Origin of the sequence: Pseudomonas sp. BAY1663, from assembly GCF_000582595.1 — a bacterium.
GTDB classification, from domain to species: Bacteria; Pseudomonadota; Gammaproteobacteria; order Pseudomonadales; family Pseudomonadaceae; genus Stutzerimonas; species Stutzerimonas stutzeri_AF.
In genome coordinates, this window is record NZ_AZSV01000098.1 from 1 (window position 1) to 15,137 (window position 15,137).

At 67.8% G+C, this 15,137-nt stretch carries 17 protein-coding genes and 2 pseudogenes; 11 read left to right on the top strand and 8 right to left on the bottom strand.

Translation table 11 applies throughout. The features are described from left to right. Both BAY1663_RS19645 and rsxA read right to left on the bottom strand, forming a co-directional pair. A partial coding sequence (locus BAY1663_RS19645; protein ID WP_037044080.1) for an RnfABCDGE type electron transport complex subunit B occupies window positions 1–243 on the bottom strand: 243 nt, incomplete at its 3' end. Window positions 244–280: 37 nt separating this feature from the next. Further along, on the bottom strand, window positions 281–853 hold the full coding sequence (gene rsxA, locus BAY1663_RS19650; RefSeq protein WP_037044052.1) for an electron transport complex subunit RsxA: 573 nt from the start codon (window positions 851–853) through the stop codon (window positions 281–283). 426 nt (window positions 854–1,279) lie between these two features. Between rsxA and nifL the strand changes: the two genes are divergently transcribed. Next, on the top strand, window positions 1,280–2,830 hold the full coding sequence (nifL, locus tag BAY1663_RS19655) for a nitrogen fixation negative regulator NifL (RefSeq protein ID WP_051497189.1): 1,551 nt from the start codon (window positions 1,280–1,282) through the stop codon (window positions 2,828–2,830). Between the two features lie 13 nt (window positions 2,831–2,843). Continuing rightward, complete coding sequence (gene nifA / locus BAY1663_RS19660) at window positions 2,844–4,409, top strand: nif-specific transcriptional activator NifA (protein WP_037044054.1); 1,566 nt, start codon at window positions 2,844–2,846, stop codon at window positions 4,407–4,409. 51 nt (window positions 4,410–4,460) lie between these two features. Here nifA and BAY1663_RS19665 read toward each other — a convergent pair. Next, window positions 4,461–5,671: pseudogene (locus tag BAY1663_RS19665) on the bottom strand (MFS transporter). A 213-nt stretch (window positions 5,672–5,884) separates the two neighbouring features. On the opposite strand from BAY1663_RS19665, the gene BAY1663_RS19670 reads away from it, so the two are divergent. Next, window positions 5,885–6,658 carry a helix-turn-helix domain-containing protein gene (locus BAY1663_RS19670; RefSeq protein WP_014596152.1) on the top strand — a complete coding sequence of 258 codons (774 nt, stop codon included), beginning with the start codon at window positions 5,885–5,887 and terminating at the stop codon, window positions 6,656–6,658. Window positions 6,659–6,680: 22 nt separating this feature from the next. On the opposite strand, the gene BAY1663_RS19675 is transcribed toward BAY1663_RS19670, so the two are convergent. Beyond that, the gene (locus tag BAY1663_RS19675) at window positions 6,681–7,082 is read right to left on the bottom strand and encodes a RidA family protein (RefSeq protein ID WP_014596151.1); all 402 of its coding nucleotides are present in this window, start codon (window positions 7,080–7,082) and stop codon (window positions 6,681–6,683) included. Window positions 7,083–7,224: 142 nt separating this feature from the next. Here BAY1663_RS19675 and BAY1663_RS19680 point away from each other — a divergent pair, with 142 nt between their 5' ends. Further along, complete coding sequence (locus BAY1663_RS19680; protein ID WP_011912487.1) at window positions 7,225–8,148, top strand: LysR family transcriptional regulator; 924 nt, start codon at window positions 7,225–7,227, stop codon at window positions 8,146–8,148. 29 nt (window positions 8,149–8,177) lie between these two features. Here BAY1663_RS19680 and BAY1663_RS19685 read toward each other — a convergent pair whose 3' ends face one another. Next, window positions 8,178–8,657, bottom strand: a complete 480-nt coding sequence (locus tag BAY1663_RS19685; protein WP_011912486.1) for a VOC family protein — start codon at window positions 8,655–8,657, stop codon at window positions 8,178–8,180. Between the two features lie 197 nt (window positions 8,658–8,854). Here BAY1663_RS19685 and BAY1663_RS19690 point away from each other — a divergent pair, with 197 nt between their 5' ends. The 7 genes from BAY1663_RS19690 (at window position 8,855) to grxD (ending at window position 13,026) form a co-directional block, all read left to right on the top strand. After that, window positions 8,855–9,247: a GFA family protein gene (locus tag BAY1663_RS19690; RefSeq protein ID WP_020307275.1), complete on the top strand. Its 393-nt coding sequence runs from the start codon at window positions 8,855–8,857 to the stop codon at window positions 9,245–9,247. Window positions 9,248–9,514: 267 nt separating this feature from the next. Next, window positions 9,515–11,032, top strand: a complete 1,518-nt coding sequence (nifB, locus tag BAY1663_RS19695) for a nitrogenase cofactor biosynthesis protein NifB (RefSeq protein ID WP_020307274.1) — start codon at window positions 9,515–9,517, stop codon at window positions 11,030–11,032. Window positions 11,033–11,043: 11 nt separating this feature from the next. Then, window positions 11,044–11,322 carry a 4Fe-4S binding protein gene (locus BAY1663_RS19700; protein ID WP_014596147.1) on the top strand — a complete coding sequence of 93 codons (279 nt, stop codon included), beginning with the start codon at window positions 11,044–11,046 and terminating at the stop codon, window positions 11,320–11,322. A 10-nt stretch (window positions 11,323–11,332) separates the two neighbouring features. Then, window positions 11,333–11,779, top strand: a complete 447-nt coding sequence (locus tag BAY1663_RS19705; protein ID WP_037044063.1) for an ArsC/Spx/MgsR family protein — start codon at window positions 11,333–11,335, stop codon at window positions 11,777–11,779. Then, window positions 11,776–12,333 carry a nitrogen fixation protein NifQ gene (locus tag BAY1663_RS19710; protein WP_037044066.1) on the top strand — a complete coding sequence of 186 codons (558 nt, stop codon included), beginning with the start codon at window positions 11,776–11,778 and terminating at the stop codon, window positions 12,331–12,333. The genes BAY1663_RS19705 and BAY1663_RS19710 overlap by 4 nt, the downstream gene beginning before the upstream one ends. Then, complete coding sequence (locus BAY1663_RS19715) at window positions 12,330–12,689, top strand: thiosulfate sulfurtransferase GlpE (protein WP_037044068.1); 360 nt, start codon at window positions 12,330–12,332, stop codon at window positions 12,687–12,689. Before BAY1663_RS19710 ends, BAY1663_RS19715 begins: the two co-directional genes overlap by 4 nt. 4 nt (window positions 12,690–12,693) lie before the next feature. Then, the gene (gene grxD / locus BAY1663_RS19720) at window positions 12,694–13,026 is read left to right on the top strand and encodes a Grx4 family monothiol glutaredoxin (protein WP_037044071.1); all 333 of its coding nucleotides are present in this window, start codon (window positions 12,694–12,696) and stop codon (window positions 13,024–13,026) included. 207 nt (window positions 13,027–13,233) lie between these two features. On the opposite strand, the gene BAY1663_RS19725 is transcribed toward grxD, so the two are convergent. The 3 genes and pseudogenes from BAY1663_RS19725 to BAY1663_RS19735 form a co-directional block, all read right to left on the bottom strand. Further along, window positions 13,234–13,971, bottom strand: coding sequence for an adenosylcobinamide-GDP ribazoletransferase (locus BAY1663_RS19725; protein ID WP_037044073.1), 738 nt, complete (start codon window positions 13,969–13,971; stop codon window positions 13,234–13,236). 12 nt (window positions 13,972–13,983) lie between these two features. Continuing rightward, window positions 13,984–14,568 carry an alpha-ribazole phosphatase family protein gene (cobC, locus tag BAY1663_RS19730; protein WP_037044077.1) on the bottom strand — a complete coding sequence of 195 codons (585 nt, stop codon included), beginning with the start codon at window positions 14,566–14,568 and terminating at the stop codon, window positions 13,984–13,986. Next, window positions 14,565–15,137, bottom strand: a pseudogene (locus BAY1663_RS19735) (nicotinate-nucleotide--dimethylbenzimidazole phosphoribosyltransferase); the annotation flags it as partial. The gene cobC and the pseudogene BAY1663_RS19735, both read right to left, overlap by 4 nt.

The following is a 15,137-nucleotide window of genomic DNA, read 5'->3' on the forward strand; positions in this document are numbered from 1 at the left end:
CTCGGCCAGCGCGGCACCGCCGGGCGGGCAGCAGGTGACCGCGGCGCTGCCCTCGACCAGGGCGTCGGCCGCCGCACTGCAACCCGGGTAGCCGCATTGCCCGCACTGGCTGCCGGGCAGCAGCGCCTCGATTTCCTTGATCAGCGGGTTCTCCTGCGAAACCGCCAGGTAGCGCGCCGCCAGGCCGAGGCCGCCGCCCAGCAGCAGGCCCATCAGTGCAAGAACCAGAATTGCGCCCAGCATTGCTCCTCCTTCGCCAGCCTCGCCGGCGGCGTGCGTTTCAGATCAGGCCGGCGAAGCCCATGAAAGCCATCGCCAGCAACCCGGCGGTGACGAAAGCGATCGGCGCGCCGGCGAAGGCCGCCGGCACGCTGGCCAGCGCCAGGCGTTCGCGCAAACCGGCGAAGATCACCATGACCAGGGTGAAGCCCAGCGCCGAACCCAGGCCGAACAGCCCCGCCTCGGCCAGCCCGTGGCCTTCGCGCACGCTGATCAGCGGCACGCCCAGCACGGCGCAGTTGGTGGTGATCAGCGGCAGGTAGATGCCCAGCGAGCGATACAGCGGCGGGCTGACCTTGCGGATGATCATCTCGATCAGCTGCACCAGGCCGGCGATCACCAGGATGTAGGAGAGGATGCGCAAAAAGCCGATGCCCAGCGGCTGCAGCACGTAGTGTTCGAGCAGCCAGCTGCTGATGCCGCCCAGGGTCATCACCAGGGTCGTCGCCAGGCCCATGCCCAGCGAGGGGTCGAGCTTGCCGGAGACACCCATGAACGGGCACAGGCCGAGGAAGTAGACCAGCACTACGTTGTTGACCAGCACGGTGCCGATCAGAAACAGCGCATATTCCATAACCCCTCCCAGCCTATTGGCAGCGCTTGCACCGTTGTCGGGCAAAGGCCTCGTTGCGAGGGGTTTTGCATCAAGCATGCCACGCCCAGCCAGAGCGCCGACGGCGCCCAAAGAGCCCGGAATTCGTTGATGCAGATCAATGAATGATGCGATAGCGCCCCACCGGCAAAGGCGCCGTCTGACGGGCTTTGTGGGGTTTGCGACAGCCCGCCGGGGACGCACGCGCCTCCCTGTGGGATTTGCAACAGCTCGGGCGGCAATCGGCGGGTGAAAATCCGCCGCCATCACGCGTTCAGGGCCTCCCAGCCCCGTCGACGCCGGCGGCGCTCAGCGGCACGCCCTTTGCAAAACCCCATTTACCGTATGGCTTTGCCGCGGATACCGGCGCACAGACACCGGCTTCGCCGCATCGATGAGGAACTGCACATGACCCAGGCCACCTCCGACCTGGATGCGGGGCAATCCACCGCGTCCGACGGATTGGCGCCCGAGGTGTTCCAGCAGGCTGTGGAGCACGCGCCAATCGCCATCTCCATCACCGACCTGAAGGCCAACATCCTCTATGCCAACCGCGCCTTCAGCAGCATCACCGGCTACGACAGCCGCGAGGTGATCGGCAAGAACGAATCGGTACTGTCCAACGGCACCACGCCGCGGCTGGTCTACCAGGCGCTCTGGAGCCGCCTGGCACAGAAGAAGGCCTGGTCCGGGATGCTGGTCAACCGGCGCAAGGACGACAGCCGCTACCTCGCCGAGCTGACCGTGGCACCGGTGCTCGACGAGCACGAGCAGACCGTCTACTACCTGGGCATGCACCGCGACAGCAGCGACCAGCACAAGCTCGAGCAGCGCGTCAGCAACCAGCGCCTGATCATCGAGGCCGTGGTCGACAGCGCACCGGCCGCCATCGTGGTGCTCGATCACGCCCGGCAGATCCGCCTGGCCAATCCCAGCTTCAACCGCCTGGCCGCCGAACTCGGCGAGCAATCCACGCCCAGCCAGCTGGTGAACCTGCTCGAGGAGAACCTCGGCGGCGCCATCGAAGCGCTGAAGCTGCAAGGCCAGGCCTTCACCGGCAAGGAAGTCACCTTCGACCTCGGCGGCCGCACGCCGCGCTGGTTTTCCTGCCACGGCCGCGCCATCCGCATCGAGGGCGAGCACGCCGACGACTTCTTCGACCCGGGCGAGGAAAACTACCTGCTGCTCACGGTCAACGACATCACCGCGCTGCGCCAGCAGCAGCAGGCTTCCCAGCTCAACGCCCTGAAGGTGCTGATGGCCGAGGAAGAACTGCTCGACGGCATGCGCGAGACCTTCAACGGCGCCATCCACCGCCTGCAGGGGCCGGTCAACCTGATCAGCGCGGCGCTGCGCATGCTCGAACGGCGCCTGGGCGACAGCGCCGAAGGCGATCCGGTACTCAGCGCCATGCGCGAAGCCAGCCAGGCCGGCATGGATGCGCTGGAAAGCCTCAGCGGCTCGATCCCGCTGCGCCAGGTCGGCAGCTGCGTGCCGGTCAACGTCAACCAGCTGATCCGCGAAGTGGTCAGCCTGATGACCGACCAGTTGCTCGCCCAGGGCATCGTCGTCGACTGGCAGCCGGCGCTGCGCCTGCCCTGGGTGATGGGCGCCGAAGGCCGGCTGCGCAGCATGATCAAGCAATTGCTGGAAAACGCCATCGAGGCCATGAGCCAGAACCAGGACAACCCGCGCACGCTGTCGATCGTCACCCGCATCCAGGGCCAGCGCGTGGTGCGCCTGGAGATCGCCGACAGCGGCCCGGGCATCGCGCCGGAGCTGGCGCTGAAGGTTTTCGAACCCTTCTTCAGCACCAAGCCACCGCACAAGGCCGGCCGCGGCATGGGCCTGGCCATGGTGCAGGAAACCGTCACCGAGCACGCCGGCACGGTGCATATCGACACCGGCTACGAGCAGGGCTGCCGGATCGTCGTCGAACTACCCTTCTCGGCCAGCTGACAGGGGGAGCCGCATGAACGCCACATTTGCCGAACGCCCCGTCGCCCCGACCCGCAGCGAACTGCTGGATTGCCAGCTCCAGGCCCTGGCGCAGATCGCCCGCATCCTCAACCGCGGCCGGCCCATCGAGGAGCTGCTGGCCGAGATCCTCGCCGTGCTGCACGAAGACCTCGGCCTGCTGCACGGGTTGGTTTCCATCTGCGATCCGAAGAACGGCACCTTGCAGGTCGGCGCCGTGCACACCGACTCCGAGGCGGTGGTGCGCGCCTGCGAAAGCACCCGCTACCGCATCGGCGAAGGGGTGTTCGGCAACATCCTCAAGCATGGCAACAGCGTGGTGCTCGGCCGCATCGACGCCGAACCGCGCTTTCTCGACCGGCTGGCGCTGTACGACATGGACCTGCCCTTCATCGCCGTGCCGATCAAGGCCGTCGACGGCACCACCATCGGCGTGCTGGCGGCCCAGCCCGACCGCCGCGCCGACGAGCTGATGCCCGAACGCACCCGCCTGATGGAAATCGTCGCGCGGCTGCTGGCGCAGACCGTGCGCCTGGTGGTGAACATCGCGGACGGCCAGGAAGTGGCCGACGAGCGCGACGAACTGCGCCGCGAAGTCCGCGCCAAGTATGGCTTCGAGAACATGGTGGTGGGCCACACCGCCTCCATGCGGCGGGTGTTCGACCAGGTGCGGCGCGTCGCCAAGTGGAACAGCACCGTGCTCATCCTCGGCGAATCCGGCACCGGCAAGGAACTGATCGCCAGCGCCATCCACTACAACTCGCCGCGCGCGCACCAGCCGCTGGTACGTCTGAACTGCGCCGCGCTACCGGAAACCCTGCTCGAATCGGAACTGTTCGGCCACGAGAAAGGCGCTTTCACAGGCGCCGTGAAGCAGCGCAAGGGCCGCTTCGAACAGGCCGATGGCGGCACCCTGTTCCTCGACGAGATCGGCGAGATCTCACCGATGTTCCAGGCCAAGCTGCTGCGCGTGCTGCAGGAAGGCGAGCTGGAGCGCGTCGGCGGCACCCAGACGGTGCGGGTCAACGTACGTATCGTCGCCGCCACCAACCGCGACCTGGAGCACGAGGTGGAGCAAGGCAAGTTCCGCGAGGACCTCTACTACCGCCTCAACGTCATGGCCATCCGCGTCCCGCCGCTGCGCGAGCGCAGCGCCGACATCCCGGAACTGGCCGAATTCCTCCTCGACAAGATCGCCCGCCAGCAGGGCCGCCCGCTCAAGCTGACCGACAGCGCCCTGCGCCTGCTGATGAGCCACCGCTGGCCGGGCAACGTGCGCGAACTGGAAAACTGCCTGGAGCGCTCGGCGATCATGAGCGAGGACGGCACCATCAGCCGCGACGTGGTCTCGCTCACCGGCCTCGACCACGACGCCACGCCGCTGGCGCCGGTCCCCGAAGTCGACCTCGCCGACGACAGCCTCGACGACCGCGAACGGGTCATCGCCGCCCTGGAACAGGCCGGCTGGGTCCAGGCCAAGGCCGCCCGCCTGCTCGGCATGACGCCGCGGCAGATCGCCTACCGGGTGCAGACGCTGAACATTCACATGCGCAAGATCTGAAGGCTTCGGCGCTCAGCCTGCCGAAGCGAGCGGGATTGCCGACACAACGCCTCAGGCGCGCCCGGTGGAAGGCAGCAGGATCGTCAGGATGCCGAGCAGCGGCAGGTAGGCGCACAGCCGGTACACGTACTCGATGCCGTGGAGATCCGCCAGGTGGCCGAGCAGCGCGGCGCCGATACCGCCGAAGCCGAACATCAGGCCGAAGAAGACCCCGGCGATCATGCCGACGTTGCCTGGCACCAGTTCCTGGGCGAAGACCACGATGGCGGAGAACGCCGAGGCGAGCACGAAGCCGATGACCATGCTCAGGATGCCGGTCCAGAACAGATCGACGTAGGGCAGCGTCAGCGTGAAGGGCGCGACGCCGAGGATGGAAAACCAGATCACCTTCTTGCGGCCGATCCTGTCGCCGATGGGGCCGCCGAAGAAGGTGCCCGCCGCGACGGCGCCGAGGAACAGGAACAGGTAGAGCTGGGAGTTGGCCACCGACAGGCCGAACTTCTCGATCAGGTAGAAGGTGAAGTAGCTGGTGAAGCTGGCCATGTAGAAATACTTGGAGAACACCAGCAGCGCCAGTATCACCAGGGCGAAGCGCACCCGCCCCCTGGAAAGGCCATGGGTGGCCTGGCCGCCCTGCTTGAGCCGGAACAGGTTCAGGTGGTTGCGATACCAGCGGCTCAGCCCGTAGAGCACCCCGATCGCGAACACCGCGAACAGGCCGAACCAGGCGACGCTGCCCTGCCCGTAGGGAATGACGATGCTGCCGCCAGCAGCGGGCCGAAGGCGCTGCCAGCGTTGCCGCCGACCTGAAAGGTCGACTGCGCCAGGCCATAGCGGCCACCCGAGGCCAGGCGTGCCACGCGCGAGGTCTCCGGGTGGAAGGTCGAGGAGCCGATCCCCACCAGGGCCGAGGCCATGAGGATGGCGGCGAAGGAGCCGACGAAGGCCAGCAGCAGGATGCCGATCAGGGTGCAGAGCATGCCGGCGGGCAGCAACCAGGGCTTGGGATGGCGGTCGGTGTGGTAACCGACCCAGGGCTGCAGCAGCGAGGCGGTGAGCTGGAACGTCAAGGTGATCAGGCCCACCTGGGTGAAGCTCAGGCCGTAGTTGGCCTTGAGCACGGGATAGATCGACGGCAGCACCGCCTGGATCAGGTCATTGATCAGGTGCGCCAGGGCGCAGGCGCCGATCACGCGCATCACCAGGGGGCTGGCTTGGCTGGCGACCGAGGCGGTCACCGAGGGGGTGGTACTGCTGGACATCGCATGTCATCCGCACAGGCAAGAGGGGCGCCGGGCCGACCAGCGAACGGCAGCGCTCGGGGCTGCACGCGTCGCTGAAACGACCGGACATGGGAACAACCAATGGCTCGACCGCCTTCGCAGGTGCCGTCTGAGCGCTGGCGCTATCCTAGGCACCCGGTAAATTGCCTGTCTCGCTCGATTTAGGCAGACACCCTCGCGAAAAAGGAAATCATGCCCAGACCATTGGAAAAACTGCTGGCGGAAGTGGACGAAGCACCCTGGGCCGTCGTGAGCAGCGCGACCGACTACCCGGAAGGCTGGTTCATCGAACCGCACTGCCACGCCAAGCATCAGCTGATCTACGCCATCGAAGGCGTGATGGTGGTGCACACCGCATCGAGCCAGTGGACCGTGCCGCCCAGCCGGGGCATCTGGATGCCCTGCGGGCAGGTCCACTCGATTCGCTGCGTGGGTTCGCTGAAGATGCGCAGCGTCTTCGTGCGCACCGACGCGGTTCCGCACCTGCCGCACGAGACCCGGGCCGTGAGCATTTCCGCGCTGCTGAGCGAGCTGATCAAGAGCTCCATCGGCATCAGGGCGCCCTACGCCCCCGACTCGCGCGAGGCCAGGATCATGCGCCTGATCCTCGACGAGCTCAGCCTCCTGCCGGCCTTGCCCCTGCAACTGCCGCAGCCGGCCGATCGACGGATCGGCACGATCTGCTCGACCTTGCAGAACGATCCGGGCGACGGCTCGACGCTGGCGGACTGGAGCGAGCGGCTGAACCTCGATGAAAAGACCATCCAGCGGCTGTTCCGCAAGGAAACCGGCATGACCTTCGGCCGCTGGCGCCAGCAGGCCCGGCTGCTCCTGGCACTGGAACGCATCGCCGTGGGGGAGCGGATCATCGACGTCGCGGGCGCCCTGGGCTACGACAGCCCGAGTGCGTTCGCCACCATGTTCAAGAAACAGTTCGGTACGACGCCGAGCCAGTTCTTCAGATGAGGTACCGCCGGGGTCACCACGCTTACCCTGCCTCCGGCAACCTCGCGATCACCTTGACCTCGAACTGGAAACCATAGAGCCAGGTCACGCCCACGGCGGTCACCGTCGGGTGTGGCGCCTCGCCCCAATACTCGGACAACACCACCTTCCAGGCCCGCTCGAAGATCGCCTCGGGGTCGACCATGAAGAGGGTCACGTCGACCACATCGTCGAACGTGCAGCCCGCTTCTTTCAGGATCGCGTTCAGGTTGTCGAAGGCGCGCCGGACCTGCGCCTCCAGTTGCGGCTCGGGCGAGCCGTCCTCGCGGCTGCCGACCTGCCCGGAAACGAACAGGAAACCGTTGGAACGGATCGCCGGCGAATAACGATTGAGCTCGTAGAGCGCCTGGCGCCCGGCTGGGAAAACGACGTCACGCTTGGCCATGAGAGTTCCTCCATCGATGGGCCGTACCGGCCGTGATTGACCATGGAGGGGACTGTAGGCCTGCCCTGCGCCTGGATAAACTCGCAAGCCCAGCCAACACTGTTTGCAGATTCCAAACAATCGACGGGCAACAGGAGCAGCGATGGACCGTTTCGATGCGATGCAGGCCTTCGCCCGCGTGGTGGAAACCGGCAGTTTCACCAAGGCGGCCGAGACCCTGCACATGAGCAAGACCAGCGTCACGCAGCTGGTGCAGCAACTGGAGGCGCGGCTGCGTGTCCGCCTGCTCAATCGCACCACGCGCAAGGTCAACGTCACCGCCGACGGTGCCGCCTACTACGAGCGCGTGGTGCGCCTGCTGGCCGACATGGACGATGCCGAGACCAGCCTGTCCGGCGCCTCGACCTTGCCCCGGGGGCGCTTGCGGGTGGACGTGCCCAGCCCGCTGGCGCGCATGATCCTGGTGCCGGCGCTACCGGCCTTCCACGCACGCTACCCCGATATCCAGCTCGACATGGGCGTGAGCGATCGTCGGGTCGACCTGATCGACGAGAACGTCGACTGCGTGGTGCGCGGCGGCGACATCACCGACCAGTCGCTGGTGGCCCGCCGCGTCGGCGACCTGCGCCTCGGCGTCTACGCCGCGCCGGGCTACCTGGAACGCGCCGGCACGCCCCGGCACCCACGCGAGCTGGAAAACACCCACCACCGCATCGTCGGCTTCCTCTGGGCGCGCGCCGGCAAGGTCTTTCCCTACGCCATGCACGGCAACGGCGAACGCGTCGAGGTGCTCGGCCAGTACGTGCTCGCGGTCGACGACGGCAACGCCTACCTCGCCGCCGGCCTGGCCGGCCTCGGCATCCTCTGGCTGCCGGACTACATGGCCAAGGAGCATTTGGCGCGCGGCGAACTGGTGCTCCTGTTCGAACACTGGCAACTCGAGCCGATGCCCCTGTACGTGGCATTCCCGCCGAACCGGCACGTCAGCGCCAAGCTGCGGGTGTTCATCGATTGGGTCGCCGAACTCATGGCGCAACATGCGCCCATCATCGACCGGCGGCCGTGAGCGAGATGAACCGGCCAGCGCCGCGCCGGTCAGCCCGCCAGGGCCGCTTCGATCGCCGCGACGTCGATCTTTCTCATGGTCATCATGGCGTCGAACGCACGCTTGGCCGCGGCTCGATCGGGATGGGCGATCGCCTCCGTCAGGACACGCGGCGTGATCTGCCACGACAGCCCCCACTTGTCCCGGCACCAGCCGCATACGTTCTCCTCGCCGCCGTTTGCGACGATGGCGTTCCACAAGCGGTCCGTTTCGGCCTGGTCGTCGGTCGCCACCTGGAACGAGAACGCCTCGTTGTGCTTGATCCCCGGCCCGCCGTTCAGCCCCAGGCAGGGGATGCCCATCACCGTGAACTCGACCGTCAGGACGTCGCCCTGATGGCCCGCCGGATAGTCGCCGGGCGCGTGCAGCACAGCGCCTACCGCGCTGTCCGGAAACGTCTCGGCATAGAACCTTGCAGCCTCCAGAGCCGCGCCGTCGTACCAGAGGCAAATGGTGTTCTTGCTGATCATCTGGGTTCTCCGAAATGGTGGGCGACAGGGGCATTCTAGTCGCCGACGCCCAGCCCTTCCGGGTAGCCGACGTACTGCCATGGCACGTGGCCGAGGCCGCCCCGTTCGAGCCGTGAGCTGCTATTTTCATGAGTCCGGCAAGCACGCGGCTCCCGCTCCGGGAAAGCCCGTACCGCCTGGCCCAGAGGAGATGCAACATGGCGCGATTCACTGGTGGTTGCCTGTGCGGCGACGTCCGCATCGTGGCGTCGGGCCGCCCATACCGGGTCGGCCTTTGCCATTGCCTCGACTGCCGCAAGCATCACGGGGCCCTGTTCCACGCCTCGGCGATATTCCCCCAGACGGCGGTGACGGTCACGGGCGAGACACGCGACTACGCCGGGCGGTTCTTCTGTCCCCGCTGCGGCTCGTCCGTCTTCGCGCGCACCGCGGACGAAATCGAAGTGAGCCTGGGAGCCCTGGATGCCCCCGACCAGCTGATGCCCACCTACGAGCTCTGGACCGTCCGCCGCGAGTCCTGGCTGCCGGCGTTTCCGCTCACCCACCATTACGTGCGCGATCGCGACGCCAGCGGGCGCCTCGAGGAGTAGCCCGGCACCAGCGGGCCGGGGCGCTGGTGCGGATCGCGGCCCGCCATGCGCAATCGTCTGGAGCACCGGGTCGCGACAGCCCGGGAACCGGGCGTGCGCAGCTTGTCGCCTTTGCGACAGCCGCCCCGCCCGGCCCCGCCACTTTGTTCGTTGCGAAACAACGAATTCCGCCCGCTTTCTGAAAAATTCGTTCTGAAACAATGATTTGAAAACAGGCACAAGCCTTGCTGCAGGTACCGGGGACAGACCTCTATTCGGAGACCGAACATGGAACTGAACGTACTGGGCCAGAGCGAGGCCGGGCCAACCGCCGGGGGCGGTTGTTCAGCGGGTTCCTGTGGCAGCTCGGATGACCAGCTCGCGCACCTGCCCGAGCACATCCGCGAGAAAGTGCACAACCACCCCTGCTACTCCGAGGAGGCGCACCACTACTTCGCGCGCATGCATGTGGCGGTGGCGCCGGCCTGCAACATCCAGTGCCACTACTGCAACCGCAAGTACGACTGCGCCAACGAATCGCGCCCGGGCGTGGTGTCCGAGCTGCTGGAGCCGGTGCAAGCGGTGAAGAAGGTCAAGGCGGTGGCGGCGACCATCCCGCAGATGACCGTGCTCGGCATCGCCGGCCCGGGCGACCCGCTGGCCAACCCGCAGCGCACCTTCGAGACCTTTCGCATGCTGTCCGAGCAGGCGCCGGACATCAAGCTGTGCGTCTCCACCAACGGCCTGGCCCTGCCCGACTGCGTCGACGAGCTGGCCAAGCACAACATCGACCACGTGACCATCACCATCAACTGCGTGGACCCGGACATCGGCGCCGAGATCTACCCCTGGATCTACTGGAACAACAAGCGCATCCGTGGGCGCAAGGCGGCCAAGATCCTCATCGAACGGCAGCAGAAGGGCCTGGAGATGCTGGTCGAGCGTGGCATCCTGGTGAAGGTCAACTCGGTGCTGATCCCCGGCGTCAACGATGAGCACCTGAAAGAGGTCAGCCGCATCGTCAAGGCCAAGGGCGCCTTCCTGCACAACGTCATGCCGCTGATCGCCGAGGCCGAGCACGGCACCTTCTATGGCGTGATGGGCCAGCGCAGCCCGGAGCCGGAGGAACTGCAGGACCTGCAGGACGCCTGTGCCGGCGACATGAACATGATGCGCCACTGCCGCCAGTGCCGCGCCGACGCGGTGGGCCTGCTCGGCGAGGACCGCGGCGACGAGTTCACCCTCGACAAGATCGAGAGCATGGACGTCGACTACGAGGCGGCGATGGTCAAGCGCGCCGCCATCCACGCGGCGATCAAGGAGGAGCTGGACGAACGCGCGGCGAAGAAGGCGCGCCTGGCCACCCCCAGCGCTGCGCAGCTCACCGGCACAGTGGACAAGGGCCATCGCCCGGTACTGATGGCCGTGGCCACCAGCGGCGGCGGCCTGGTCAACCAGCACTTCGGCCATGCCCGCGAATTCCTCGTCTACGAGGCCTCGCCGGCCGGGGTGCGCTTCATCGGCCACCGCAAGGTCGAGCAGTACTGCGTCGGCAACGACAGCTGCGGCGACAAGGAAAGTGCGCTGTCGGGCAGCATCCGCGCGCTCAAGGGCTGCGAGGCGGTGCTCTGCTCGAAGATCGGTTTCGAACCCTGGGGCGAGCTGGAAGCCGCCGGCATCCAGCCCAATGGCGAGCACGCCATGGAGCCCATCGAGGAAGCGGTGCTGGCGGTGTACCAGGAAATGATCGCCAACGGCCGTCTCGATGCGTCGGTGGGCGCAGCGGAGCAATGCCTGATGGCATGAGGAGGTGGAGCATGGCACTGCAAATCGTCGAATCCTGCGTCAACTGCTGGGCCTGCGTGGATGTCTGTCCGAGCGAGGCAATCAGCCCCGGCACTGCGTACTTCCGCATCAGCGCGCACAAGTGCACCGAATGCGATGGCGACTACGCCGAGCAACAGTGCGCGAGCATCTGCCCCATCGAAGGCGCGATCCTGCTCGCCGACGGCAGCCCGGCCAACCCGGCCGGCTCGCTGACCGGCATTCCGCCGGAGCGGCTGGCCGAGGCCATGCGTACCATCCAGGCCCGTTGAGGAGGTTGCCATGTCCTGCATCATCTTCTACGAGAAGCCCGGTTGCGCCACCAACCGCCTGCAGAAGGAGCTGCTGCGTTCGGCGGGCATCGAGCTGGAAGTGCGCGACCTGCTGCGCGAGGCCTGGACGCCGGAACGCCTGCGGCCGTTCTTCGGCCGGCTGCCGGTGGCCGAGTGGTTCAACCCGTCGGCCCCGGCGATCAAGTACGGCGAGCTGGATGTCAGCGAACTGAGCGCCGAACAGGCACTGGAGCTGATGGTGGCCCAGCCGCTGTTGATCCGCCGCCCGCTGATCCGCTGCGGTATGCACTACATGGTCGACTTCGACCTGGTCGGCATCAATGCCTGGCTGCCGTGCAAAGGCCGGCTGCCAGCGCTGGCACCGAGCATCAGCGGCTGTTCGCTGGGCACCAGCTCGGCGCTCGGCTGCCGCCCCGCCGCGAGCGCGCCGCAATGAGTCGGGCCGCGCTGTGCCTGGAAGTCGCGGCCGACGACAACCCGGCCTGGCTGGCGCAGATCATCCGCGCCCAGCGCGAAGGCCGCAGCTGCCTGCCGCAGTACCTCGGGCTCGACGCCGTGCAATACGCCGGGCTCCTGGCGCGCCATGGGCTGCGGCCACCATCCCGTAGCGCCGACGAGGCCTTGCTCGGCGAACGCGACGCCCTGCGCGAAGAGTTGCTGGCGCTGCGCCGGGAAGAATGGCAGGCGCTGCACGACCTGCTGCTGGGCGGCCAGGACGACCACGGCGAGCCGGCGATGGCCGCCATCGTCGCCGCCGCCTGCCTCGGTGGCGAACACCTGTGGCGCGACCTCGGCCTGGCCTCACGGGCACAGCTGTACGCGCTGCTGATGCACAACTTCCCGCAGCTGGCCCGGCGCAACACCCAGGACATGCGCTGGAAGAAATTCCTCTACAAACAACTATGCGAACAGGACGGCGGCTACGTCTGCCGCTCCCCTTCTTGTGAAACCTGCCCGACCTATCACGATTGTTTTGGAGAAGAGCAATGAGCGACTACCAACGCATCAGCGTCGAGCAGGCCCAGCGGCTGCTGGCGACCGAAAACACCATGCTGCTGGACATGCGCGATGCCCGCGCCTACTGCCAGGGTCACGACCCGCGCGCCACCCGCCTCAGCGAGCTGAACCTGCGCACGCTGCTCAAGAGCACGCCGAATCATGTCCACCTGATCATCTGTTGCGAGCACGGCCATGCCAGCCGCGACATGGCACAGCTGTTCAGCGACTTCGGCTTCATCAACTGCTACAGCCTGGACGGCGGCTACGAGGCCTGGAAGGCTCGCCCGCAACGGGCCCATGCCACCCCCGGCGCCTACAGCGCCCGCTACGCGCTGGCGATGGAGTGAACGCATGCACGTTCTCGATACCGAAGCACGCATCCGCCAGCAACTCGCCGAGCATCCGGTGCTGCTGTACATGAAGGGCACGCCGGAAGCGCCGGAGTGCGGTTTCTCCCGCGCCGCGGTGGCGGCACTGAAGAACAGCGGCCGGCCGTTCGCCACGGTCAACGTGCTGCTGGCACCGCATATCCGCGAGAAGCTGCCGAAGATCTCACAGTGGCCGACCTACCCGCAGCTGTTCCTGCGCGGCGAGCTGGTCGGCGGTTGCGACATCATCCTCGGCCTGGAAGCCGACGGCAGCCTGGCGGCACAGCTCGATGCCGCCCTCGCGGCGGAAAGCTAGACCGGGGCGAGCGCAGGCTGAGCGTGCCGCGGCGAAGATGATCGCCGGGGCGTGAAAAGACCGATGGCGTGCCTTTGCGCGGCCGGCAGGCCTGCGGCCTGTATCGCCCCGAGGTCGGGCCTCCCACAGGGTCCAGCCTGGTAGGTTGGGTCGAGGAGCATAGCGACGAAGCCCAACATGACACGCCGAACTCAAAGCCAGCCCAACCTACCACCCCACCTGCAGCGCCAGCCCCACCAGCACCGCGCACTCCACCAGCTCGAGCAGCGCGCCGGCGGTGTCGCCGGTGGTGCCGCCGAGGCGGCGGAGCATGGCGCGGCGCGCGAGGAAGAACGTCGCCACGGCCATCAGCAGGGCAACCAGCCCGGATTCACCGAACGGCAGGCAACCGAGGGCGGCCGCTGCCAGCACGCCGCGCGCCCAGCGCCGCGGCAGATTCGCCGCCATTGCCTGGCCGAGGCCATTGGGCCGCACGTAGGCCGTGGTGAGGAACAGCGCCGGCAGCGCCGCGCGTCCCAGCATGGGCGCCAGCAGCAGGGCCAGGTATTGCTGGGCCTGCAGCAGCGCCAGCAATGCGGCGAACTTGAGCAACAGCACCAGTACCAGCACCACCACGGCGACCGGACCGCTGCGCGGGTCCTTCATGATCGCCAGGGTGCGCTCGCGGTCGCCGAAACCGCCGAGCCAGGCATCGGCGCTGTCGGCCAGGCCATCGAGGTGCAGGGCGCCGCTCAGGGCCACCCAGAGCGTCAGCAGCAAGGCTGCCTGCAACAGCGGCGGCACGCCTGCCAGCAGGATGGCACCGAGCCAGAGCAGCGCCCCCAGCAAAGCCCCGACCAGCGGGTAGTAGAGCAGCGAGCGCCCCTGCTGCAACGGCGTGGGCAGCGCGGGCAGGCGGATCGGCAGGCTGGTGAGAAACTGCAGGGCGATCAATAGCGGCAGCATGTCGGTTCCCGTTCAGGCGTTGCCGCCGTGCTCGCCATACGGGCATGGCCGCAAGCGGGCCAGCGGCAGCAGCTCGCCATGCGCCACCGTCACCTCCAGCAAGCGTGCGCGCGGCAGGCCCCGTTGCCGTGCCAGCAGCAGGCGCATCACCCCGGCATGGCCGATCAGCAGCAGGCGCTGGCCGGCGAAGCGGCGCTGCAGGCGCAGCAGGGCAGTCAGTACCCGCCGCTCGAAGTCCGCCAGCGGCTCGCCGCCAGGCGGGGTGCAGCCGTAAGGATCGGCCCAGAAACGCCCCAGCGCCTCGGCGCTGGCCTGCATCAGCTCGGCGGCACTGCGCCCTTCCCAGTCGCCGAAATGCAGCTCGCGCAGGTCGGCTTCCAGGTACAGCGGCAGCCCGCGGCGCCCGGCCAGTTCCCGGGCGAAGGCGGCGCAACGCTGCAAGGGCGAGCTGATCAGCGCGTCCCAGGGGCCGGCGCCGTCCACCGCCTCGCGCATTTGCTGCCAGCCGCGGTCAGTCAAGGCATCGTCGAGGCTGCCACGAAAGCCGCCACCGCGCTCGGTTTCGCCGTGGCGCAGCAGATCGATGCGCGCGCTCATGCCGGCCGGTCCGAAACCGCCGCCTCGGCGAAGGTCGCCATCCCGTCGTGCAGCGCGCAGGCCTGTTGCAGCAGCGGCACCGCCAGCGCCGCGCCGCTGCCCTCGCCCAGGCGCAGGCCGAGGTCGAGCAGCGGTTCGGCGCCCATGTCGTCGAGTACCGCCAGGTGGCCGGGTTCGGCGGAGCGATGGGCGAAGATCAGCCAGGCGCGACAGTCGGGGTTCAAGCGTGTCGCGCAGAGCGCGGCGACGCTGCAGATGAAGCCGTCCACCAACGCCGGGACGCCGGCCTGGGCACAGCCGAGATAGGCCCCCGCCAGCGCCGCCACCTCGAAACCGCCGAGACGGCGCAAGGCTTCCAGCGCTCATGGCAATGCGCGCCATGCAGCGCCAGCGCGGCCTGGATCACCTGCAGCTTGCGCTGCAGGCCGTCGGCATCCAGCCCGGTACCCGGTCCGACCAGCAGCAGCGGCGAGCGCGGCAGCAGCACCGCGGCCAGCGCGCTGGCGCAGGTGGTATTGCCGATGCCCATTTCGCCGCCGATGAACAGCTGCGCGGCAGCGGCCGCCGCC

What these genes read in the sequence shown, in the direction of transcription:
- rsxA (WP_037044052.1), bottom strand. Translation starts at nt 853, where the DNA reads ATGGAATATGCGCTGTTTCTGATCGGCACCGTGCTGGTCAACAACGTA.
- nifL (WP_051497189.1), top strand. Translation starts at nt 1,280, where the DNA reads ATGACCCAGGCCACCTCCGACCTGGATGCGGGGCAATCCACCGCGTCC.
- nifA (WP_037044054.1), top strand. Translation starts at nt 2,844, where the DNA reads ATGAACGCCACATTTGCCGAACGCCCCGTCGCCCCGACCCGCAGCGAA.
- BAY1663_RS19670 (WP_014596152.1), top strand. Translation starts at nt 5,885, where the DNA reads ATGCCCAGACCATTGGAAAAACTGCTGGCGGAAGTGGACGAAGCACCC.
- BAY1663_RS19675 (WP_014596151.1), bottom strand. Translation starts at nt 7,082, where the DNA reads ATGGCCAAGCGTGACGTCGTTTTCCCAGCCGGGCGCCAGGCGCTCTAC.
- BAY1663_RS19680 (WP_011912487.1), top strand. Translation starts at nt 7,225, where the DNA reads ATGGACCGTTTCGATGCGATGCAGGCCTTCGCCCGCGTGGTGGAAACC.
- BAY1663_RS19685 (WP_011912486.1), bottom strand. Translation starts at nt 8,657, where the DNA reads ATGATCAGCAAGAACACCATTTGCCTCTGGTACGACGGCGCGGCTCTG.
- BAY1663_RS19690 (WP_020307275.1), top strand. Translation starts at nt 8,855, where the DNA reads ATGGCGCGATTCACTGGTGGTTGCCTGTGCGGCGACGTCCGCATCGTG.
- nifB (WP_020307274.1), top strand. Translation starts at nt 9,515, where the DNA reads ATGGAACTGAACGTACTGGGCCAGAGCGAGGCCGGGCCAACCGCCGGG.
- BAY1663_RS19700 (WP_014596147.1), top strand. Translation starts at nt 11,044, where the DNA reads ATGGCACTGCAAATCGTCGAATCCTGCGTCAACTGCTGGGCCTGCGTG.
- BAY1663_RS19705 (WP_037044063.1), top strand. Translation starts at nt 11,333, where the DNA reads ATGTCCTGCATCATCTTCTACGAGAAGCCCGGTTGCGCCACCAACCGC.
- BAY1663_RS19710 (WP_037044066.1), top strand. Translation starts at nt 11,776, where the DNA reads ATGAGTCGGGCCGCGCTGTGCCTGGAAGTCGCGGCCGACGACAACCCG.
- BAY1663_RS19715 (WP_037044068.1), top strand. Translation starts at nt 12,330, where the DNA reads ATGAGCGACTACCAACGCATCAGCGTCGAGCAGGCCCAGCGGCTGCTG.
- grxD (WP_037044071.1), top strand. Translation starts at nt 12,694, where the DNA reads ATGCACGTTCTCGATACCGAAGCACGCATCCGCCAGCAACTCGCCGAG.
- BAY1663_RS19725 (WP_037044073.1), bottom strand. Translation starts at nt 13,971, where the DNA reads ATGCTGCCGCTATTGATCGCCCTGCAGTTTCTCACCAGCCTGCCGATC.
- cobC (WP_037044077.1), bottom strand. Translation starts at nt 14,568, where the DNA reads ATGAGCGCGCGCATCGATCTGCTGCGCCACGGCGAAACCGAGCGCGGT.